The following is a 21,134-nucleotide window of genomic DNA, read 5'->3' on the forward strand; positions in this document are numbered from 1 at the left end:
TAATGGCTAATATCAAGACCATGTCATACGACGCAATTGTTATCGGTGGTGGCGGTGCCGGTATGCGAGCGGCCCTGCAGTTAACCGAGTCTGGCGTTAACACGGCCTGTATCACAAAAGTATTTCCGACCCGTTCGCACACAGTGTCTGCCCAGGGTGGCATTACCTGTGCGATCGCAAGTGCAGACCCCAACGATGACTGGCGCTGGCACATGTACGACACCGTTAAGGGGTCTGACTACATCGCCGACCAGGACGCTGTTGAATACATGTGTTCAGTAGGGCCCCAGGCCGTATTTGAACTCGAGCACATGGGGCTTCCGTTTTCCCGTACCGAGCAGGGCCGAATCTACCAGCGCCCGTTTGGTGGCCAGTCCAAAGGGCCGGATAACCCTACGCAGGCTGCCCGCACCTGTGCTGCCGCTGACCGCACCGGCCATGCGCTCCTGCACACGCTTTACCAGGCCAACCTGAAAGGCGGCACAACGTTCCTGAACGAGTGGTATGCGGTTGATCTCGTCAAGAACGGCAAAGACGAAGTTGTGGGCGTTGTGGCCATCGAAATTGAAACCGGGGAAGTGGCTTACATCAAGGCGAAGGCCACGGTTCTGGCTACCGGCGGTGCCGGCCGGATATACGCTTCCACAACCAACGCCCTGATCAATACCGGTGACGGTATTGGCATGGCATTGCGTGCCGGTTTCCCCATGCAGGACATGGAGATGTGGCAGTTCCACCCGACAGGCATTTACGGTGCCGGTACTCTGGTAACCGAAGGTTGCCGGGGTGAGGGCGGTTATCTCATCAATGCCGAGGGCGAGCGCTTTATGGAGCGTTACGCTCCGAATGCCAAGGATCTTGCCGGCCGTGACGTTGTAGCCAGGGCCATGGTTATCGAAATTCTTGAGGGCCGTGGTTGTGGTCCGGAGAAAGACCACGTTCTGCTGAAGCTGGATCATCTTGGTGAAGAGACCCTGAACCTGCGCCTGCCAGGTATCTGCGAGCTTTCCCGTACCTTCGCGCACGTTGATCCGGTAAAAGAGCCGGTTCCCGTTGTGCCTACCTGTCACTACATGATGGGTGGCATTCCCACTAACGTAGGTGGCCAGGCGCTGACCCAGGACGAGAATGGGAACGATAAGCCGATTCCCGGCCTGTTTGCCTGTGGTGAGGCTGCATGTGTATCGGTTCACGGTGCTAACCGCCTGGGCGGGAACTCGCTGCTGGACCTCGTGGTCTTTGGGCGTGCAGCGGGTCTGCACATTGAGGAGCAGTTGCGTGGCGGCTTTGAAGTAGACGGCGCCAGCGAAGAAGATATCAAGCGCGCCATGGCTCGACTCGACCGCCTGAACAGCGCTTCAGAAGGCGAAAGCGTTGCAGAGGTTCGCAAAGACCTGCAAAACTGCATGCAGCTTTACTTCGGCGTATTCCGTGACGGCAAGAGCATGGAGGAAGGCCTGAAGAAGCTGGAAGCCATCGGAGAACGTGTTCGCAACACCAAACTTGCTGATACCAGCAGCGCATTTAACACTGCACGGATTGAGGCGCTGGAGTTGGATAACCTGTTTGAAGTGGCTCAGGCTACGGCAATTGCAGCTCACGAGCGCAAGGAAAGTCGCGGTGCCCACGCCCGCAACGACTTCACCGAGCGTGACGATGAGAACTGGCTGAAGCACTCTCTTTATTTCCCACTGGACAAGAGAATCGGCAAGCGTGACGTTAACTTTGCGCCCAAGACAGTCGATACTTTCCAGCCTAAAGTCCGGACCTACTAAGGGGAACACACATAATGTTGGTAAGCCTATACCGCTATAACCCGGAAACTGACAATGCCCCCTACATGCAGGATGTCGAGGTTGATCTTCCTGCAGGCAAGGATCTGATGGTGCTTGACGTACTTAATCTGATCAAGGAGAAGGATCCGTCGATGGCCTATCGCCGCTCCTGTCGTGAGGGGGTTTGCGGTTCAGATGGCATGAACATGAACGGCAAGAACGGGTTGGCCTGTATAACGCCAGTGTCACAAGTGGTGAAAAACGGCAAGCTGGTGTTGCGCCCGCTGCCAGGATTGCCGGTCATTCGCGACCTCGTTGTGGATATGAGCCTGTTCTACAAACAGTACGAGAAGATCATGCCGTACCTGGTGAATGACACGCCGGCGCCTGCCATTGAGCGTTTGCAGTCTCCGGAAGACCGGGAAAAGCTGGACGGTTTGTACGAGTGTATCCTCTGTGCCTGCTGCTCAACGTCCTGTCCGTCGTTCTGGTGGAATCCGGACAAGTTTATCGGCCCGGCAGGGTTGTTGCAGGCCTACCGTTTTCTGGCAGACAGCCGCGACACGGCTCAGGCCGAGCGGCTTGCCAATCTGGATGACCCGTTCAGCGTGTTCCGTTGCCGGGGTATCATGAACTGTGTCAGCGTTTGTCCCAAAGGGCTGAACCCCACAAAGGCAATCGGCCATATCCGGAATCTGTTGCTGCACAGGACGACCTGAGCAGCAGTATTTCATATAGACGCTATACTGTTCTGACCAGGTTGGAACCCGGAAGGCCTCGCATGCATGCGGGGCCTTCAACCAAAGGCTTATAGTCAAAGGTCTTACCCGGGTGCAAACTACGCAAGCCGTGGCGGGAACCATCATATTTTCTTGCGGCGTTGCTGAGTATAAAAATCATTGGGGAACGGAAAACATCCGTGTTGGGTGTGATGACCACAGTCGATCCCGTAAAAACCCGTATTGACTGGTAATTGCCCTTGGCCGACCATGTTTGGCTTCCCCGCATCAGCCCAAGGTGAGCTATTCAAAATGCAAGAAAGCATCATGGAGCAGTTATGGCAGACTTCCCACTTGCAGGGTGGAAATCTGGCCTATGTTGAACAGCTTTTTGAAACCTACCTGACAGATCCAAATGCCATTCCTGAAGAATGGCGAAGCTATTTTGACAAGCTACCAAGCGTTGACGGCTATCAGGGCCGCGACGTGAATCATTCCTCTATTCGCGAGCAATTTGAACACATTTCCCGCAATCAGCGTTTCCTCGCAAGCACCAGCGGCGTACCGGTTGGTGCGATTTCAGATTCGGATAAAAAACAGATTCGTGTCCTGCAGCTTATCAACGCTTATCGCTTTCGTGGTCACCAGGAAGCCAAGCTTGATCCGCTCGGTGTCTGGCAGCGTCCCAAGGTAGAAGATCTCGATCTGTCTTTTCATGATTTGACCGAGTCCGATCGCGATCTGGAGTTTCAGACCGGTTCCCTGAGCTTTGGCTCGGAAACCATGAAACTTGGCGATATCGTTGACGGGCTTCGGAAGACCTACTGCGGCAGCATCGGCGCCGAGTATATGCACGTAGTTGATACGCGCATTAAACGCTGGTTCCAGCAGCGCATGGAACCGGTTCGCTCCGAGCCCGGTTTCGAGTCCAAAACCCGCAAACACATTCTTGAGCGCCTTGTGGCAGCGGAAGGCCTGGAGAAGTATCTCGGTTCCCGCTATCCGGGTGTTAAACGCTTTGGTCTCGAGGGCGGCGAAAGCCTGATTCCCTGCGTGGACGAACTGATCCAGCGTGCCGGTTCCTATGGTGCCAAGGAAATTGTTCTGGGTATGGCACACCGTGGCCGCCTGAACGTGCTGGTTAATACCCTGGGCAAGAACCCCAAGGAATTGTTTGACGAATTCGAAGGCAAAAAGCTCGCCGACTCCGGTTCCGGTGACGTCAAGTACCACCAGGGTTTTTCATCGAATGTGATGACCGAGGGTGGGGAAGTACACCTTGCGATGGCATTCAACCCGTCGCACCTGGAAATCGTATCTCCGGTTGTTGAAGGTTCTGTACGCGCGCGTCAGACTCGCCGAAATGACACCGAAGGCAATCAGGTGGTTCCCGTGATCATGCACGGTGATGCCGCGTTTGCCGGCCAGGGTGTGGTGATGGAAACCTTCCAGATGTCCCAGACCCGTGGTTTCGGGGTGGGCGGCACCATTCACATCGTCATCAACAACCAGGTTGGCTTCACCACCAGCAAGCAGGAAGATGCACGCTCCACCGAGTATTGTACGGACGTTGCCAAGATGGTGCAGGCGCCCATACTGCATGTGAACGCCGACGATCCCGAAGCGGTTGTGTTCGTCACTCAGATGGCAATGGACTACCGTAACGAGTTCAAGGGCGACGTGGTGATCGATCTGGTGTGCTACCGCCGCCGTGGCCACAACGAAGCGGACGAGCCTGCAGCTACCCAGCCGATGATGTACGAGAAAATCCGCAAGCTGAAAACCACGCGCAATATCTACGCCGACAAGCTGATTGCGGAAGGTGTTGTGAGCGAGGACGAAGTCAAGGAAATGGAGAATGACTACCGTGACGCGCTGGATAACGGTGAACATGTAGTCAAATCCCTGGTGAAGGAACCCAACAAGGATCTCTACGTTGACTGGACTCCCTATCTGGGCCACGAGTGGACGGCCAAGTGCAAATCCAGCGTCGCTCTGAAAACCATTCAGAAATTGGGTAAAAAACTGACCCAGGTTCCGGAAGGTTTCAGCATTCAGCGCCAGGTTGCCAAGATCGTAACCGATCGGGAAAAAATGACAGCGGGTGCGCTTCCCATAAACTGGGGTTACGGCGAAATCATGGCTTACGCAACGCTGTTGAATGAGGGGCACCCGGTGCGGATCACGGGTCAGGACGTGGGTCGGGGCACCTTTTCCCACCGCCATGCGGTTCTGCATAATCAGAAAGACGGCTCCAGGCATATTGCGCTTGCCCAGCTCTCTGAAGACCAGCCCAAGTTTGAGATCTACGACTCACTGCTTTCCGAAGAAGCGGTGATGGCGTTCGAATATGGTTACGCAACCACCACACCCAATTCCCTTGTAGTGTGGGAAGCCCAGTTTGGCGACTTCGCAAACGGTGCCCAGGTTGTTATCGACCAGTTCCTGACCAGTGGTGAGCATAAGTGGGGTCGCCTGTGTGGCCTTACACTGCTGCTGCCGCATGGTTACGAGGGCCAGGGCCCCGAACACAGTTCTGCCCGCCTTGAGCGATTCCTGCAGCTCTCCGCGCAGAACAACATTCAGGTGTGTGTGCCGACAACGCCATCCCAGATATTCCACATGCTGCGCCGTCAGGTGAAGCGCCCGCTGCGTAAGCCGCTGGTTGCGATCACGCCCAAGAGTCTGTTGCGCCACAAGGAAGCCACCTCGGATCTGGACGACCTCACCTCAGGCACCTTCCAGACCGTTCTTCCCGAGAAAGAATTGCCGGAAGCGAAAAAAGTTACCCGGGTTATTCTTTGCAGTGGAAAAGTTTATTACGACCTGTTGGAAAAGAAGAAAACCGATGAGCGTGAGGATGTTGCCATTGTTCGTATCGAGCAGCTCTATCCGTTCCCCGGTGAGGACCTGGACGAGACGCTGGCGCCTTACACAAAGCTGAAACACGTTGTATGGTGTCAGGAAGAGCCGATGAACCAGGGTGCCTGGTACTGCAGTCAGCACCACATGCGCAATGCGCTGCAACGCCTGAATCCCAAGCTTTCGCTGCAGTATGCAGGGCGCGCGGCATCTGCCTCTCCGGCAGTCGGTCATATGTCTGTGCATATTGAAGAACAGAAAAAACTTGTTAACGACGCGTTTGAAATCTGACGAGCTACCGAACTAAGGAACTGTAATGTCTACTGAGATCAAAGCCCCCGTATTCCCGGAGTCGGTCGCAGAAGGTACTGTCGCGACCTGGCACAAGCAGCCTGGCGAAGCCTGTTCACGTGACGACCTGATCGTCGATATTGAAACCGATAAGGTGGTTCTCGAGGTTGTTGCGCCAGCGGATGGTGTAATTGAAGAAGTTATTAAGGGTGAAGGCGACACCGTTGAAAGCGGTGAGGTTATTGGTAAGTTCAAAGAGGGCGCCAAGGGTGACGCCAGCCCTGCTGACAGTAAAGATTCAAAAGCTGAGGCGGACCAGGACAAGGAGAAAGCTGAAGAGAAAGCCGACTCCAAGCAGCAGGATTCCGCTGATGCCATACTCAGCCCGGCCGCACGCAAGCTGGCTGAGGAAAACAACGTGGACCCGGATGCTGTAACAGGTACCGGAAAAGACGGACGCGTTACCAAGGAAGACGTTCAGAATCATATTGATAGCACGAAGTCTTCAGGCGAATCCTCAAAAGCGGCGCCTTCTGAAATGCCCGAGGTAAATGTGGCAGCCGGCGAGCGTCCGGAAAAACGTGTTCCCATGACGCGTCTGCGGGCCAGTATCGCCAAGCGCCTTGTGAACGCCCAGCAGACAGCGGCCATGCTGACAACCTTCAATGAGGTTGACATGGGGCCGATCATGGAACTGCGCAAGCAGTATCAGGACAGTTTTGTAAAGCGTCATGATATCAAGCTTGGCTTTATGTCGTTTTTTGCCAAAGCTGCAACTGAAGCCCTGAAGCGTTTCCCCGCTGTTAACGCCTCTATTGATGGTAATGACATTGTTTACCATGGCTATCAGGATATCGGGGTTGCCGTATCCACGGATCGTGGCCTGGTCGTTCCGGTTGTTCGCGATGTGGATGCGCTGGGCCTGGCGGATATCGAGAAAAAGATTGTGGAGTACGGCACCAAGGCAAAAGGTGGCAAGCTTGCCATTGAAGATATGACCGGTGGTACCTTTACCATTACCAACGGTGGTATTTTCGGATCCCTGCTGTCTACGCCGATCCTGAACCCGCCCCAAACGGCGATTCTGGGTATGCACAAGATTCAGGAACGCCCCATGGCGGTCAATGGCAAGGTTGAAATTCGTCCGATGATGTACCTTGCGCTGTCCTATGACCACCGCATGGTTGATGGCAAAGAGGCGGTGCAGTTCCTTGTGGCCATCAAGGACATGCTCGAGGATCCGGCACGTATTCTGCTGGACGTGTGAATCGACATTTAACGAATCAGAAAACAGGATTAGCTATGTCTGATAAGTACGACGTAATCGTCATTGGTGCGGGCCCCGGTGGCTATGTTGCTGCTATCAAAGCGGCTCAGCTCGGGCTCAAAACCGCATGTGTCGAGTCGTGGAGCTCCAAGGATGGCAAAAGCCAGGTTCTTGGTGGCACCTGCCTGAACGTGGGTTGCATCCCATCCAAGGCGTTGCTCGAGATTACCCACAAGTTCGAGGAAGCGAGCCACGACTACGAAATGCAGGGCATCATTGCCAAGGATGTCAAAATAGATGTTGCCAAGATGATGGAGCGCAAGAGCGGCATCGTCAAACAGTTGACCGGCGGTATTGCGGGGCTTTTCAAATCCAATGGCGTGACCCCCATTCATGGGCACGGCAAGCTTCTGGCGAATCGTCAGGTTGAAGTTACCGATAAAGACGGCAAGACCAAAACCTATGAAGCTGAAAACGTGATTATCGCGACCGGCTCGAAGCCGATAGAAATCCCGCCGGCCCCCATGACAGAAGGCTATATCGTGGATTCGGAAGGCGCGCTGGAGTTTGACGAAGTGCCCAAGCGCCTTGGCATTATCGGTGCCGGTGTTATCGGCCTTGAGCTGGGTAGTGTCTGGGCCCGTCTCGGTTCGGAAGTGACAGTGCTTGAAGCACAGGACACCTTCCTGCCCGCAGTCGATCAGCAGGTCGCCAAGGATGCGCTGAAGCAGTTCCGCAAGCAGGGCCTCAATATTATCATGGGTGGCCGGGTAACCGGTGCAGAGGTCAAGCGCAAGCTGGTTAACGTGAGCTACGAAGACAGCAAGGGCAAACAGGAACTGAAGGTGGACAAGCTGATTGTTGCTGTTGGCCGCAGGCCCTACACAGACAATCTTCTGGCCGCAGATTCCGGCGTCAGCATGGACGAGCGTGGCTTTATCTTTGTAGACGACCAGTGCAAAACCGAGGCTCCCGGCGTTTGGGCGGTGGGCGACGTTGTGCGTGGCCCGATGCTGGCGCACAAAGCTTCGGAAGAGGGCGTTATGGTTGCCGAGCGTATTGCCGGTCAGAAACCCCAGGTCAACTATGACTGCATCCCCAACGTTATCTACACGTCGCCGGAGGTGGCCTGGGTAGGTAAGACCGAGGAGCAGCTCAAGAATGAAGGTGAAGCCTACAAGGTTGGCACTTTCCCGTTTGCGGCTAACGGTCGTGCCATGGCGGCAAATTCCACCGCAGGCATGGTGAAAATCATTGCCGACGAGAAAACTGACCGGATTCTGGGCTTCCACGTTGTCGGGCCGCAGGCATCGGAAATCATTGCCCAGGGCGTTATTGCCATGGAATTCGGCTCCAGTGCAGAAGATCTGGCGTTGACCTGTTTTGCACACCCGACTCTTTCCGAGTCTGTGCATGAGGCAGCACTGGCAGTTAACGGTGGTGCGATTCATATCGCAAACCGTCGCAAAAAGAAGTAACGCAAGCCAGGAAGCAGGGGCGCCCGTGATGGCGCCCCTTTACCATAAAAACAGCTGATTTCCGGTTGCGATCGTGGTGAGCTGAGGTGATCCCCTGCTCATCGAACCGAATTCGCGTTAAAGACTCCCTCTGCGGGGAGCGGCGGGTTCACTTCCGTACGTGGTTATCCTCCATCAAAAAGCGGGACACTAACTATGAATTTGCATGAATATCAGGGCAAACAGCTTTTCGCTGAATATGGCCTGCCGGTATCCCAGGGTATTGCCTGTGACACCCCGAAAGAAGCGGTTGCTGCCGCTGACGAAATTGGCGGCGATGCGTGGGTGGTCAAAGCCCAGGTTCACGCGGGTGGTCGTGGTAAGGCTGGCGGTGTAAAGCTGGTCAAGAGCAAAGATGAAATCCGCGAGTTCGCTGAGAAGTGGCTGGGCAAAAACCTGGTAACCTACCAGACAGACGAAAACGGCCAGCCGGTTAGCAAGATTCTGGTTGAGTCGCTGACTGACATCGACCAGGAGCTGTATCTGGGTGCGGTGGTTGACCGTGGCACCCGCCGTATCGTTTTCATGGCATCCACCGAGGGCGGTGTCGAAATCGAGACGGTTGCCGAAGAAACACCGGAAAAGATTCTGAAAGCAGAAATTGACCCGCTTGTTGGCGCTCAGCCATACCAGGGCCGCGAACTGGCCTTCAAGCTTGGCCTGGAAGGCAAGCAAATCGGCCAGTTCACCAAGATTTTCCTGGGGTTGGCGAAGCTGTTTGAAGAGCGTGATCTGGCTCTGCTGGAAATCAACCCGCTGGTCATTACGCCAGCCGGTGACCTGCACTGCCTGGATGCGAAGATTGGCGTTGATGGCAACGCACTGTACCGCCAGAAGAAAATCCAGGAAATGCACGATCCTTCCCAGGAAGACCCCCGGGAGGCCGAAGCCGCCAAATGGGAACTCAACTATGTGGCCCTCGATGGCAATATCGGCTGCATGGTGAACGGCGCCGGCCTGGCCATGGGTACCATGGATATCATCAAGCTCTCTGGCGGCCAGCCGGCCAACTTCCTGGACGTTGGCGGTGGTGCTACCAAAGAGCGGGTTTCCGAAGCCTTCAAGATCATTTTGTCTGATGACGCAGTGCAAGCCGTACTGGTTAACATCTTTGGCGGTATTGTACGCTGCGACATGATTGCTGAAGGTATTATTGGCGCGGTCAAAGAAGTCGGCGTCAAGGTTCCTGTGGTTGTGCGCCTTGAAGGCAACAACGCTGAGAAAGGCACCAAGGTACTTGCCGAAAGTGGCCTGAACATTATCGCCGCCACCAGTCTGGCGGATGCTGCAGAGCAAGTTGTTAAAGCCGCAGGGGGTAAATAATGAGCATCCTGATCAATAAAGACACCAAGGTTATCTGCCAGGGTTTTACCGGCGCACAGGGTACCTTCCACTCTGAGCAGGCTATCGAGTACGGCACCAAAATGGTTGGTGGTGTCAGCCCGGGCAAGGGCGGTACCGAGCATTTGGGCCTGCCTGTATTCAATACCGTTCGCGAAGCTGTGGAAAAGACCGGTGCCCAGGCAACCGTCATCTATGTTCCGGCTCCCTTCTGTAAAGATGCAATTATTGAAGCCGCCGATGCCGGCCTCGAGCTGATTGTATGTATTACCGAAGGCATCCCGACCATCGATATGCTGTATGCCAAAGAATACGTTGACCGCAAAGGCGTTCGCATGATCGGGCCTAACTGCCCGGGCGTTATCACACCGGGTGAGTGCAAGATTGGTATCATGCCGGGCCACATTCACAAGCCAGGCAAGGTGGGGATTGTATCCCGTTCCGGTACCCTGACTTACGAAGCGGTCAAGCAGACCACAGATTTCGGTTACGGTCAGTCTACCTGTGTAGGCATTGGTGGTGACCCGATTCCGGGGTCCAACTTCATCGATATCCTCAAACTGCTGCAGGAAGATCCGCAGACCGAAGCCATCGTGATGATTGGTGAAATTGGTGGCACGGCTGAAGAAGAAGCTGCCGCTTACATCAAAGAAAATGTCACCAAGCCTGTGGTTTCCTACATTGCCGGTGTTACTGCACCTCCAGGCAAGCGTATGGGCCACGCCGGCGCAATTATCTCCGGTGGCAAGGGTACCGCAGACGAGAAGTTTGCCGCCCTGAACGACGCCGGTGTGAAGACCGTGCGCAGTCTGGCCGAGATTGGCAAGGCTCTGAAGGAAGTTACTGGCTGGTAAGCAGGCTTCTTTTGCCAAAACCCCCGTTTCTGTTCTGCAGAGCGGGGGTTTTTTATTTATAATGCCGGGTCGCCTGATCTACTATGGGCGTTTTCCATTCAAAAGAAGGAGTTTGTGCTTTGAGTTCTGTAGATTCCCAGCAACGGGTATTGTCCGGTATGCGTCCGACCGGCAAGCTTCACCTTGGTCATTATCATGGTGTGCTGAAAAACTGGGTGAAACTCCAGCACGAATTCGAGTGCTTCTTCTTTATCGCCGACTGGCATGCGTTGACCACTCAGTATGATGACCCCTCCGGCATTGAGCAAAGTGTCTGGGACATGGTGATTGACTGGCTGGCAGCAGGTGTAAATCCGGGTTCTTCCACCATGTTTATCCAGTCCCAGGTGCCGGAGCACGCGGAATTGCATTTGTTGCTGTCCATGATTACACCGCTGGGCTGGCTGGAGCGCATTCCAACCTACAAGGACCAGCAGGAAAAACTGCGGGAAAAAGACCTGGCGACCTACGGGTTCCTGGGCTATCCGCTGCTGCAAACCGCCGACATACTGATGTACCGCGCGGGTAAGGTTCCCGTGGGTGCAGACCAGGTGTCCCACGTTGAAATAACCCGCGAGATCGCCCGTCGATTCAACCATATCTATGGTCGCGAGCCGGGTTTTGAAGAGCAGGCGGAATCGGCCATCGTCAAGATGGGCAAGAAAAACGCCAAGCTCTATCGCACGCTCAAAAAGCGTTATCAGGAAGAGGGCGACATGGAGGCATTGGACACCGCGCGCGCCTTGCTGATGGAGCAGCAGAACATTTCTCTTGGCGACCGTGAACGCCTTTACGGGTATATCGAGGGTGGTGGCAAGGTTATCCTGCCAGAGCCCCAGCCACTGCTGACGCCGGAATCCAAGATGCCGGGGCTGGATGGGCAAAAAATGTCCAAGTCCTATAATAACTACATTGGCCTGCGGGAAGAACCCGACAGTGTGGCGCAAAAAGTTCGCACCATGCAGACAGACCCGCAGCGGGTTCGGCGCACCGACCCGGGCGAGCCCGAGAAATGTCCGGTTTGGGGATTGCACAAAGTGTACTCCGACGCAGCAACCCAGGAATGGGTGCAGACCGGTTGTCGCAGTGCGGGTATAGGCTGCCTGGAATGCAAGGCGCCGTTAATAGAATCCATTCTTGAAGAGCAGCGCCCCTTGCGCGAGCGGGCGCTTGAATACGAAGATAATCCGGATCTTGTACAGTCCATCCTGCAGGAAGGGCGTGAACATGCCCGTGACGCAGCACGGGATACGCTTGAGGAAGTCAGAGCAGCCATGGGCCTGAGCTATCGTTAAAGTTAAAGAAGCCAAACCAGAGCCGTTAGCGCTGGCACGGGTATCCGGGGAACCGTTTACCGATCTGCCCAGCGATCTGTACATTCCACCAGATGCTCTTGCCGTCTTTCTTGAGGCCTTCGAAGGGCCTCTTGATCTATTGCTGTACCTCATACGGCGGCAGAATATGGACATTCTGGATATTGATGTCAGTGAAATAACCCGGCAGTACATGGACTACATCGGAGCGGTTGAGGTTATGCGCTTTGAGCTGGCCGCCGAGTATCTTGTCATGGCGGCTACCCTGGCCGAGATAAAATCCCGTATGCTTCTTCCAAGGCATGAGAGCGAAGAGGACGAAGAGGTAGACCCAAGGGCCGAGCTTATTCGCCGGTTGCAGCAGTATGAGCGTTTCAAGCAGGCTGCGGAAGACATTGATGCTCTGCCACGGATGGAGCGGGACATCTTTCCCGTATCCGCATCCCTGCCGCAGTTGCCCTCGCACCAATCGCATCCGGATGTCGATATGCGGGAATTGCTGCTCGCTCTGCAAGGCGTGCTGAAGCGTGCCGATCTTTTTACCAGTCACCATGTGGAGCGGGAGAAACTGTCCACCCGGGAGCGGATGTCCGCCATCCTCTCCGTGTTACAGGATGATCAGTTTGTCAGCTTTCAAAGCCTGTTTACCATCGAAGAAGGCCGCCTGGGGGTTGTGGTAACGTTTCTGGCAACCCTGGAACTGGTGAAGGAACAGTTGATAGAAATGGTGCAAACAGAGGTGCTGGGCTCGATCCACGTGCGCGCGCGGGCGGCCCGCTAATCCTCCGCACTGTAAAATGGATAGGCAATATGAATGAAGAGCATCTCTCCAGAATTCAGGCAATAGCAGAAGCTGCTCTGCTGGCAGCGGGCAAGCCTCTTTCCCTTGACCAGCTGCGGGAATTGTTTCCGGAAGAGGAACGCCCCGCTCGCCAGGTGATGGAGCACGTTATGATGCTTCTTGACAATGCCTGTGAAGGTCGTGGGTTCGAGCTTCGGAAAGTGGCCAGCGGGTACCGTTTTCAGGTTCGTGAAGAGTTTGCCCCCTGGGTCGGCCGGCTCTTCGAGGAAAAGCCCCAGCGCTACTCCCGTGCATTGCTGGAGACCCTTGCCCTGATTGCCTACCGCCAACCTATTACCCGTGGAGAGATTGAAGACATACGGGGTGTTGCGGTAAGCAGCAATATCATTCGTACTTTACTTGAGCGAGAGTGGGTGCGCATTGTCGGGCATAAGGATGTTCCGGGCAGGCCGGCCATGTACGCGACAACCCGCCAGTTTCTTGATTACTTCAATCTGTCTGGCCTGGATCAGCTGCCACCTTTGTCCGAGATCCGGGATCTGGAAGAAATAGGCCGGGAAGTGGAAAAGAACCTGCAGGCGGAAATCGAGTTTGATGCAACACCTGCGCAGCCCGCGGACGATAACCCGCCAGATCAGACACTTCACTGATATTATTCGGATATCAGTCAGCGATTAAGGATTATGTTCATGGCGTCAGAACGCCCCGGAAAAAAAACAAAGCCGGCAGCAGACCGGGTTGTTAACGAAGGTCCTGAGCGGATCCAGAAACTCCTGGCTCGTGCCGGGATTGGTTCGCGGCGTGAGATTGAAAGCTGGATGGAAGCCGGGCGCCTTACGGTGAACGGTGAGGTTGTTGCGCCAGGCCAGAAAGCAACGGTGAATGACCGGTTTGAGCTGGATGAAAAGCGCCTGGACGTAGCTTCGGCTGCTGTTACCGTGCGCCGGGTTCTTATTTATAACAAACCGGAAGGCGAGGTAACCACACGAAAGGATCCCGAAGGCAGACCAACCGTCTTCGATCGACTGCCAAGACTTAAAGATACCCGCTGGATCTCGATCGGGCGCCTGGATATCAATACGACCGGTCTTGTGTTGTTTACCACAGACGGTGAGCTGGCCAACCGCCTGATGCACCCCTCCAGCCAGATTGATCGGGAATATGCAGTCCGGGTGTTTGGGGAAGTGGATGATGCCATGATTGAGCGCCTGATGGCGGGTGTATTGCTTGAAGATGGCATGGCGAGGTTCAGTGATATCAGTCCGGCGGGGGGAACCGGGATTAACCGCTGGTTCCACGTTACGCTGCTGGAAGGCCGGAACCGCGAGGTACGGCGCCTGTGGGAATCCCAGGGTGTGCGCGTAAGCCGCCTTAAACGGGTGCGTTATGGCCCGGTTTTCCTGCCCAGCCGGCTGACGCTTGGCAAATGGGAAGAGCTGGATCAGAAGGCCGTTGATATGCTTAGCCGGACAGTCGGGCTCGCTTCGGTAGATATACCCCAGAAAACCCCTGACGAACAGGCCACACACGATCGACAGAGAAGAAAGAGCCCCGGGAGCAGTGGCAGAAAGGCCGGAAGCCGGCGTTGGGATGTGAGTGATACCAGGCCAGACCGCAGTGGTGGCTCTGATAAGCCCCGTAAAGCTGGGCAAAAACCCCCACGAACATCAGGGCGCCCGCGCAAGCCCCGTCCCGACAGATAAGAAACGGGGCGAAAGCCGGATTGCCGGGGGCCTCTCCGCCTGTTCAGCCGATGCTGGCAAACACCCGCGTACAGTTCCGGCCCTGGGCTTTCGCCCTGTAAAGGGCCTCATCTGCGCGGGCAATCCACTGGCTCGCGCCTTCTTCCGCCAGATGTCTGGCAACACCGCAACTGATGGTTACGGACAAGTCAGTGCCGCCACAATCCACCCTGAGGCTCGAAACAGCATGGCGTATCCTGTCTGCAACGTCCCGCGCTTCCTGTTCGCCAGTATGGGGCAGTAAAACGGCAAACTCCTCTCCGCCAAACCGGTAAACGCTGTCCGAGTTTCTGATCGTACTCCCAATGGCCTCGGCCGTAAGCCGCAGCAGATGGTCTCCCACCACATGTCCGTACTCATCGTTCACCGATTTGAAGTGATCCAGGTCGCCCAGAATCAGGGCATATTCTTCACCATGGCGGTCGGAAAGCCGGCTGGCACGTTCAAGGTGCTCATCCAGTGCACGTTTATTTGGAATCGAGGTCAGGGCATCAGTCAGCGCTGTCTGCTCAATGGCAATGTACTGGCAGGCGTTCCTTAGCGGGCAAATGGCGGCACTGATGATCATCTCGATACCTTCCAGTTCCTCCTCTGAAAACTTTTGCCTGCGATTCAGGGTGAGAGTGCCGTAGTGCACGCCCTCAAGGCTGAGCCGGTACTCACAACGGTGAGGGCCTCCCATGCCTGTGGCGAACACGAAATCCCGGTGCGCGATCTGATGGTGATAACTTAGCGCATCAAACGGAATGCTGGCATTCATCTCTTCGGCCAGGATACCAAGCTGGGTTTCCAGGGAGAGCGTGGTGGACAGTCGGCGTGTGAGTCGTGTGAGGGGGTCTGGGGCATCCTTCCAACCCTGAAACGCCTGCCGCAATGCTGCCAGGTCTTTTGCCTGTGAGGTGGTTCGCTGTATCGACGGGATATTTTTCACTAGGATTCGCTCTGGTGTGGCAAAATTCATCAAAGTTGACAGGGCCGAGCATTGATCATGCCTGGAATTGAATTCGGTTTTTAAAACAATGGCATGTGAAGCTTTTGTGAAGTGCTTTAAAAGTGTATTCAGTGAGTGTGGTTCAGTGTGTCAAAAATCTGGCAAGCTTTATCCGGCGATAACGCACACTGGCGTAAAATGCTGTTCGGGAGGGGTGGGGATGAAGAATCCCTGTGGTAAACTCTCGGGCCTGTATATTCGCGACCTTTTCGAGAGTGAGCATATTTCCGTATGACGTTTCAGGCCCCAGAAAGTCTTTCCGAGCAGATCGCCCAGCATTTGGGGCAAAGGATCGTCACGCGGGATCTGAAGCCGGGGAGTCGTATTCAGGAGCTCAAGGTGGCCGGCGCCCTTAACGTAAGCAGAGGGTCGGTGCGCGAAGCCTTGCTGATTCTCGAGCGCAGGCATCTGGTTGAAATATTCCCGCGCCGGGGGGCTGTGGTATCCAGCCTGACCGTTGCCAGTGTCAATAATCTCTACGATATCTATATAGACCTGCTTTGCATGCTTGGGCGTAAAGTCATCGAGCGCTTGGCAGGTCATGAACTCGGTGGTGTCATGAGCCGCGTACGTGAGGTTGAGGCGGTTATTCAGGCAGTCAATTCAACCGGCCCGGATGCCGCCGAAAAAGTGATTGATGCGGGTTTCGATGTCATGCGCTATGCCTACCGGCTGGTGGAAAATCCGTTTCTCGAGGAAACTCTGGAAAACTTCCGTCCGGCGATCAGCCGAACCTATTTCGTCGCCCTTGACAACTTCCGGGATGGTATAGGGCAGACCGCCATATTTTTTCAGCGCCTTGGTGAAGCCGCGTTGAGCGGCGACGCCGAGCGTTTGCAGTCAGCAATACAGGCGTTCGGTGAACACCAGCGCCAGCAGGTGCTCAGCATTCTCAGGGAGGAGGAGAGCGCGTGACATGCGCCTGAAGTCCATCAAGCTCGCCGGGTTCAAATCGTTTGTAGATCCTACAACTGTGCCGTTTCCTACCAATATGACGGCCGTGGTGGGCCCCAATGGTTGCGGCAAATCCAACATCATTGACGCTGTCCGCTGGGTTATGGGGGAGAGCTCTGCCAAGTATTTGCGTGGCGAGTCCATGACCGACGTGATTTTTAACGGCTCCAGCGCGCGCAAGCCGGTTGGTCAGGCATCTATTGAACTGGTATTTGACAACAGCGATGGCTCGGCTCCCGGCGAATTCATGAGTTTCAATGAAATTTCCGTGCGCCGCCGGGTTTCCCGCGAAGGCCAGTCCGAGTACTTCCTTAACGGTTCGAAATGCCGTCGCCGGGATATCACAGACCTGTTTCTGGGTACCGGTCTGGGCCCCCGCAGCTACGCCATTATCGAACAGGGCATGATTTCACGGCTGATCGAGGCAAAACCGGAAGAGCTGCGGGTCTATATAGAGGAAGCAGCCGGCATATCGAAATACAAGGAGCGCCGCCGGGAAACAGAAAACCGCATGCGTCGTACCCAGGAAAATCTGGAGCGACTCACCGATCTTCGCGAAGAGCTGGGGCGTCAGCTGCAGCATCTTGAGCGACAGGCCGCAGCGGCAGAAAAGTACAAAGCCTGCAAGCAGGAAGAACGCGAGAAAAAAGCAGAGCTGACGGTCCTGCGCTGGCAAGCACTGGATAACGACTTGCAAGCCTGGCGCAGCAGGATCCGGGACACCGAGCTGGAACTCGAGAAGCAGCTTACTGAACGTATTAACCTGGAAACCTCCCTTGAGTCCCTGCGCAACAGCCATCAGGAACGCAGCGAGCACTTCAACCGGGCCCAGGCCCGCTATTACGAAGCGGGCGCGGACATAGCACGTATCGAACAGAGCCTTGAGCATCAGCGCGAGCGCAGCCGCCAAACGGCTGCTGAGCTGGATCAGGCCATGGCCAATCAGCGTGAGCTTGCGCGGGAGCTGAGCCAGGACGAAGAGAAGCTGGCGGCGATACGCGAAGAGCTGGATATGCTTGGTCCAGAGCAGGAGGAACTGGCCATCCGCTCTGAGGAGTCTGGCGAGAAGCTTCAGCTAGCTGAAGAAGACATGAGCGCGTGGCAACAGCGTTGGGAGGCATTTAGTGCACGCTCTGCGGACGCCCGCCGGGAGGCAGAACTTGCACAATCCCGCATCCGGTCCCTTGAGGATGCCATAGACCAGTTGCTGTCGCGCCAACGCAAACTCAAGGAGGAGCAGGGGCAACTGGATGGCCAGGTTGATCGTGCCGCGCTTGAGGCGTTCCTGGAGCAGCAGGAAACGCTGGAATGGCAGCGCGAGGAAGCTGCCGAGCGCATCGAGGCGGTACAGGACGAGCTTCAGGAGGCCCGGCATAACCAGCGTGATACTGAGCAGAACCTGGCCGAAGCCCGACAGCGGGTTCAGAGCCTGCAGGCGGCACTGGAATCCCAGCAGTCGCTGCTTGATGAACAGATGGGCGGACAGGATGATGCGTTACAGGCATGGCTGGCGGAGCATGGGCTGGGAGATCTGCCCAGAGTTGCCGGCAGTCTCAGCATAGAGCGAGGCTGGGAATTTGCAGTGGAACAGGTCATCGGGCGTTTCAGTCAGGGGCTGGTGTTACTGGAAATTGCAGAGCTGTCCAGGGCTTTGCAGGGCGCGCCCAAGGGCCTTGCGGTGATCCAGCAAGGTTCTGGCGGCAGTGTGTCGGCACCGGATCAGGGGTTGGCGGCTAAAGTGAATGGAATGGCTTCTGTCAAAACCATGCTGGCGGGCATCGACACCGCAGAGACCCTCACGGACGCATTAACCAGGAGGGCCGGGCTTTCAGGAGGCCAGAGCATCATTACCCGTGAGGGTGTCTGGCTGGCCCGGGACTGGATACTGATGCCGGATTCCGACGCCGGGCAGATTGGCGTTATTGAGCGACAGAGGAAAGTAGAGGAACTCACGGATCAGTTAGCACAGGCCGAACAGTTACTGGAAGAGGCAAGCGCCCACTACGAAGCCTTGCGGGAACGATCTGAAAAGGCAGAAGCTGCAAGAGACGATGCCCGGGCTCGGCTGGCCGAAACGGATCGCGAGCTTGCCCTGGTTGCTTCCCGGATTAGTGGTCTTCGCGCACGGTCCGAGCAGATAGATGCGCGAATGGCACACATTCATGAGGAGATGTCGGACGTAGCGCTGAACCTGCAAGAACAACAGGAAAACCTTGGCGCAGAGCGTGAGTCCTGGCAGCAGGCGCTGGCACTGACTGAAGATGGCGATGATGAAAAAGAACGCTTGCTGGAGCAACGCGACCTGCTCAGGGAAAAGCTTGATGGCCTGCGCCAGGAAGCGCGACATGACAGAGACCACGCCCACCGGCTGCAGCTTCAGCTGCAAACCCTCCGCAGCCAGCACGATGCTCTGAGCCAGACCATAGATCGTATGCAGCTACAGAAGGAAAGGCTCGATGAGCGCCTGGAAATCCTCAGGGAATCCCGGGAAAGTGCGGAAGAGCCCATGGAAGACCTGAAGATGCAGCTTGAGGGGCTTCTGGACCGCCGGCTTGCGGAAGAAGAAAAGCTGGGCGCAGCCCGGGACGCACTGGAAGAGATTGATCGCGAGGTGCGGGAAAAAGAGCAGGGCAGAAGTGGCACAGAACAGCGGATTCAGGATGTCCGCTCCAGGCTTGAAAAACTGAAAATGGAATCCCAGGCCCTCGAGATCCGCTCCGGCAACCACATTGAGCAGCTTGAAGAGCTGGGTGTGAAGCTGCAGGACGTACTATCGCGGTTGCCCGAGGGAGCCAGCCAGGATGAATGGGCCGCAGAGCTGGAAAAAATTGGTAACCGTATTCAGCGCCTTGGGGCCATCAATCTCGCGGCCATTGACGAATATCAGGTTCAGAGTGAGCGCAAAACCTATCTTGACAGCCAGTACGATGACCTTACGGAAGCCCTTGATATTCTGGATACCGCCATCCGGAAGATCGATCGGGAGACCCGCCAGCGCTTTAAAGAAACCTTTGATCAGGTCAACGCAGGGCTGCAGGCCCTGTTCCCGAAGGTGTTTGGGGGTGGCAATGCCTCTCTGGAGCTGACGGGAGAGGATCTTCTGGAGACCGGCGTCGCCATTATGGCGCGACCGCCCGGCAAGAAAAACAGTACTATTCATCTGCTTTCCGGTGGTGAAAAGGCACTGACAGCGATTGCTTTGGTCTTTTCCATTTTTCAGCTCAATCCTGCGCCTTTCTGTATGCTGGATGAGGTTGATGCACCTCTGGATGACGCAAACGTTGGCCGTTATGCGAATCTGGTCAAGGAAATGTCAAAACAGGTACAGTTTATCTACATTACCCACAACAAGATTGCTATGGAAATGGCGGATCAGCTTATGGGAGTCACCATGCACGAGCCGGGATGTTCACGCCTCGTGAGTGTGGATGTCGATGAAGCAGCCGCCCTGGCGGAGGCTTAAACCCCCGTTGCCTGAAAATCCGTCAAGCATGACAAAAAGGCCATGTGATGCGGCTTTGCGTTGTATTCATTACGGGCTTTTTTTAGAGTATCAGCCGGAGCTGTTGTTATCGGCTTCCGGATCCGATCTGCAAACAGGACAGTCGCATTATGTCACTTAGGGAATGGTTAATTGCCATCGGCACCCTGGTTATCATCGGTATTGTTATCGACGGCCTGAGGCGCATGCGCCGGGCTCGTAAGGAATCCATAGCGATATCTTCCGGTATGGGCGCCGATGATCTGAAAGAGTCTCCGCTGGATGACGATCATAACCCTGAACTCCCCAATGGCGGGGCCAGAAGTATATCCAGGGACACGCTGGAAGAGCGCGGCTATGTACGTCGTGAAAAAACCTCACGCTTTGGCGCCCCGCAACAGAAACCGACCCGGCCGGTCTATGAAGCCCCCGGCAAAGACACGCCGATGGCTGGCAACAATGCTTTTGATGAGGATTTTGGCGAAACCGGTCTGTCCTCCGCTGAGCCAGAAGAGCAGGCCATGGATACAGGTTGGGGCGCAGATAACGATGGCATGTCTTCGCAACAACCGTCAGAGAGACCCCTTGATGTAGAAGAAGACACGGCCCGGCGTGAGCCACCTGGTGAGCCACACGCTTCTGCCCCGGACCAGCCTTTGGCCGGTGCAAACCGACCGGAGGCAAGTGAGGTGATTGTCATTAACGTGCTGGCACGCCAGGGCGAAGACTTCAGCGGAGCGGCATTGCAGAAACTGTTTGAAGCCTGTGGCCTGGAACATGGCGATATGGATATCTATCATCGCCATGAGGCGGCAGATACCACCACACCCGTACAATTCAGTGTTGCCAATGCCGTGGAACCCGGCACGTTCAAGCCGAACGACGTCGCCGCCATGACCACACCGGGTATCAGCTTTTTCATGAGTATGCCGGGGCCGACCAACGCCCTTCAGGCCTTTGATTTCATGCTTGAAACTGCCCAGTGCGTTGTCCGTAATCTGGGCGGCGAACTGAAAGATGAGCGCAGAAGTGTGATGACCGCCCAAACCATAGAACACTGCCGCCAGCGCATTCGTGAGTTCGAGCGCAAGCAGCGGTCGCCGCGCCGCTGAGCCTGGCCGGGAGAAGAACGAAACAGCAATGCCCGGGGTTCTCCGGGTATTTTTTTGCCAGTCGAGAGCACCAG

15 protein-coding genes are annotated in these 21,134 nt (G+C 55.7%); 14 read left to right on the forward strand and 1 reads right to left on the reverse strand.

Annotated elements, in window-relative coordinates; translation table 11 throughout:
* Positions 1-2: 2 nt before the first annotated feature.
* The 11 genes from sdhA (at position 3) to rluB (ending at position 14,483) form a co-directional block, all read left to right on the forward strand.
* Positions 3-1,775 carry a succinate dehydrogenase flavoprotein subunit gene (sdhA, locus tag CDH48_RS08260; protein ID WP_100688263.1) on the forward strand — a complete coding sequence of 591 codons (1,773 nt, stop codon included), beginning with the start codon at positions 3-5 and terminating at the stop codon, positions 1,773-1,775.
* A 14-nt stretch (positions 1,776-1,789) separates the two neighbouring features.
* Complete coding sequence (locus tag CDH48_RS08265; RefSeq protein ID WP_100688264.1) at positions 1,790-2,494, forward strand: succinate dehydrogenase iron-sulfur subunit; 705 nt, start codon at positions 1,790-1,792, stop codon at positions 2,492-2,494.
* 312 nt (positions 2,495-2,806) lie between these two features.
* Positions 2,807-5,647 carry a 2-oxoglutarate dehydrogenase E1 component gene (locus CDH48_RS08270; RefSeq protein WP_100688265.1) on the forward strand — a complete coding sequence of 947 codons (2,841 nt, stop codon included), beginning with the start codon at positions 2,807-2,809 and terminating at the stop codon, positions 5,645-5,647.
* 25 nt (positions 5,648-5,672) lie between these two features.
* Entirely contained in the window at positions 5,673-6,914 is a 1,242-nt protein-coding gene (odhB, locus tag CDH48_RS08275) for a 2-oxoglutarate dehydrogenase complex dihydrolipoyllysine-residue succinyltransferase (protein ID WP_100688266.1), read from the forward strand.
* Between the two features lie 35 nt (positions 6,915-6,949).
* The gene (gene lpdA / locus CDH48_RS08280; RefSeq protein WP_100688267.1) at positions 6,950-8,392 is read left to right on the forward strand and encodes a dihydrolipoyl dehydrogenase; all 1,443 of its coding nucleotides are present in this window, start codon (positions 6,950-6,952) and stop codon (positions 8,390-8,392) included.
* A gap of 195 nt (positions 8,393-8,587) precedes the next feature.
* Positions 8,588-9,754, forward strand: coding sequence for an ADP-forming succinate--CoA ligase subunit beta (gene sucC, locus CDH48_RS08285; protein WP_100688268.1), 1,167 nt, complete (start codon positions 8,588-8,590; stop codon positions 9,752-9,754).
* Entirely contained in the window at positions 9,754-10,626 is an 873-nt protein-coding gene (gene sucD / locus CDH48_RS08290) for a succinate--CoA ligase subunit alpha (RefSeq protein ID WP_100688269.1), read from the forward strand. Before sucC ends, sucD begins: the two co-directional genes overlap by 1 nt.
* A 119-nt stretch (positions 10,627-10,745) precedes the next feature.
* Complete coding sequence (locus CDH48_RS08295; protein WP_100688270.1) at positions 10,746-11,960, forward strand: tryptophan--tRNA ligase; 1,215 nt, start codon at positions 10,746-10,748, stop codon at positions 11,958-11,960.
* The gene (locus CDH48_RS08300) at positions 11,953-12,759 is read left to right on the forward strand and encodes a segregation and condensation protein A (protein WP_100688271.1); all 807 of its coding nucleotides are present in this window, start codon (positions 11,953-11,955) and stop codon (positions 12,757-12,759) included. The genes CDH48_RS08295 and CDH48_RS08300 overlap by 8 nt, the downstream gene beginning before the upstream one ends.
* A 29-nt stretch (positions 12,760-12,788) precedes the next feature.
* Positions 12,789-13,430 carry an SMC-Scp complex subunit ScpB gene (gene scpB, locus CDH48_RS08305; protein WP_100688272.1) on the forward strand — a complete coding sequence of 214 codons (642 nt, stop codon included), beginning with the start codon at positions 12,789-12,791 and terminating at the stop codon, positions 13,428-13,430.
* Between the two features lie 39 nt (positions 13,431-13,469).
* On the forward strand, positions 13,470-14,483 hold the full coding sequence (rluB, locus tag CDH48_RS08310; RefSeq protein WP_100688273.1) for a 23S rRNA pseudouridine(2605) synthase RluB: 1,014 nt from the start codon (positions 13,470-13,472) through the stop codon (positions 14,481-14,483).
* 43 nt (positions 14,484-14,526) lie between these two features.
* On the opposite strand, the gene CDH48_RS08315 is transcribed toward rluB, so the two are convergent.
* Positions 14,527-15,453: a GGDEF domain-containing protein gene (locus CDH48_RS08315; RefSeq protein WP_100688346.1), complete on the reverse strand. Its 927-nt coding sequence runs from the start codon at positions 15,451-15,453 to the stop codon at positions 14,527-14,529.
* A gap of 291 nt (positions 15,454-15,744) precedes the next feature.
* On the opposite strand from CDH48_RS08315, the gene CDH48_RS08320 reads away from it, so the two are divergent.
* The 3 genes from CDH48_RS08320 (at position 15,745) to zipA (ending at position 21,060) form a co-directional block, all read left to right on the forward strand.
* Positions 15,745-16,428 carry a GntR family transcriptional regulator gene (locus CDH48_RS08320; protein ID WP_100688274.1) on the forward strand — a complete coding sequence of 228 codons (684 nt, stop codon included), beginning with the start codon at positions 15,745-15,747 and terminating at the stop codon, positions 16,426-16,428.
* Position 16,429: 1 nt separating this feature from the next.
* Positions 16,430-19,930: a chromosome segregation protein SMC gene (smc, locus tag CDH48_RS08325; RefSeq protein WP_100688275.1), complete on the forward strand. Its 3,501-nt coding sequence runs from the start codon at positions 16,430-16,432 to the stop codon at positions 19,928-19,930.
* 149 nt (positions 19,931-20,079) lie between these two features.
* A complete protein-coding gene (zipA, locus tag CDH48_RS08330; protein ID WP_100688276.1) occupies positions 20,080-21,060 on the forward strand; it encodes a cell division protein ZipA in 981 nt (326 codons plus the stop codon).
* Positions 21,061-21,134: the final 74 nt, after the last annotated feature.

The organism is Marinobacter aromaticivorans (assembly GCF_002806975.1).
Taxonomy (GTDB): Bacteria; Pseudomonadota; Gammaproteobacteria; order Pseudomonadales; family Oleiphilaceae; genus Marinobacter; species Marinobacter aromaticivorans.

What these genes read in the sequence shown, in the direction of transcription:
- smc (WP_100688275.1), top strand. Translation starts at nt 16,430, where the DNA reads ATGCGCCTGAAGTCCATCAAGCTCGCCGGGTTCAAATCGTTTGTAGAT.
- CDH48_RS08320 (WP_100688274.1), top strand. Translation starts at nt 15,745, where the DNA reads ATGACGTTTCAGGCCCCAGAAAGTCTTTCCGAGCAGATCGCCCAGCAT.
- sucD (WP_100688269.1), top strand. Translation starts at nt 9,754, where the DNA reads ATGAGCATCCTGATCAATAAAGACACCAAGGTTATCTGCCAGGGTTTT.
- zipA (WP_100688276.1), top strand. Translation starts at nt 20,080, where the DNA reads ATGTCACTTAGGGAATGGTTAATTGCCATCGGCACCCTGGTTATCATC.
- sdhA (WP_100688263.1), top strand. Translation starts at nt 3, where the DNA reads ATGGCTAATATCAAGACCATGTCATACGACGCAATTGTTATCGGTGGT.
- scpB (WP_100688272.1), top strand. Translation starts at nt 12,789, where the DNA reads ATGAATGAAGAGCATCTCTCCAGAATTCAGGCAATAGCAGAAGCTGCT.
- odhB (WP_100688266.1), top strand. Translation starts at nt 5,673, where the DNA reads ATGTCTACTGAGATCAAAGCCCCCGTATTCCCGGAGTCGGTCGCAGAA.
- CDH48_RS08265 (WP_100688264.1), top strand. Translation starts at nt 1,790, where the DNA reads ATGTTGGTAAGCCTATACCGCTATAACCCGGAAACTGACAATGCCCCC.
- sucC (WP_100688268.1), top strand. Translation starts at nt 8,588, where the DNA reads ATGAATTTGCATGAATATCAGGGCAAACAGCTTTTCGCTGAATATGGC.
- rluB (WP_100688273.1), top strand. Translation starts at nt 13,470, where the DNA reads ATGGCGTCAGAACGCCCCGGAAAAAAAACAAAGCCGGCAGCAGACCGG.
- lpdA (WP_100688267.1), top strand. Translation starts at nt 6,950, where the DNA reads ATGTCTGATAAGTACGACGTAATCGTCATTGGTGCGGGCCCCGGTGGC.
- CDH48_RS08270 (WP_100688265.1), top strand. Translation starts at nt 2,807, where the DNA reads ATGCAAGAAAGCATCATGGAGCAGTTATGGCAGACTTCCCACTTGCAG.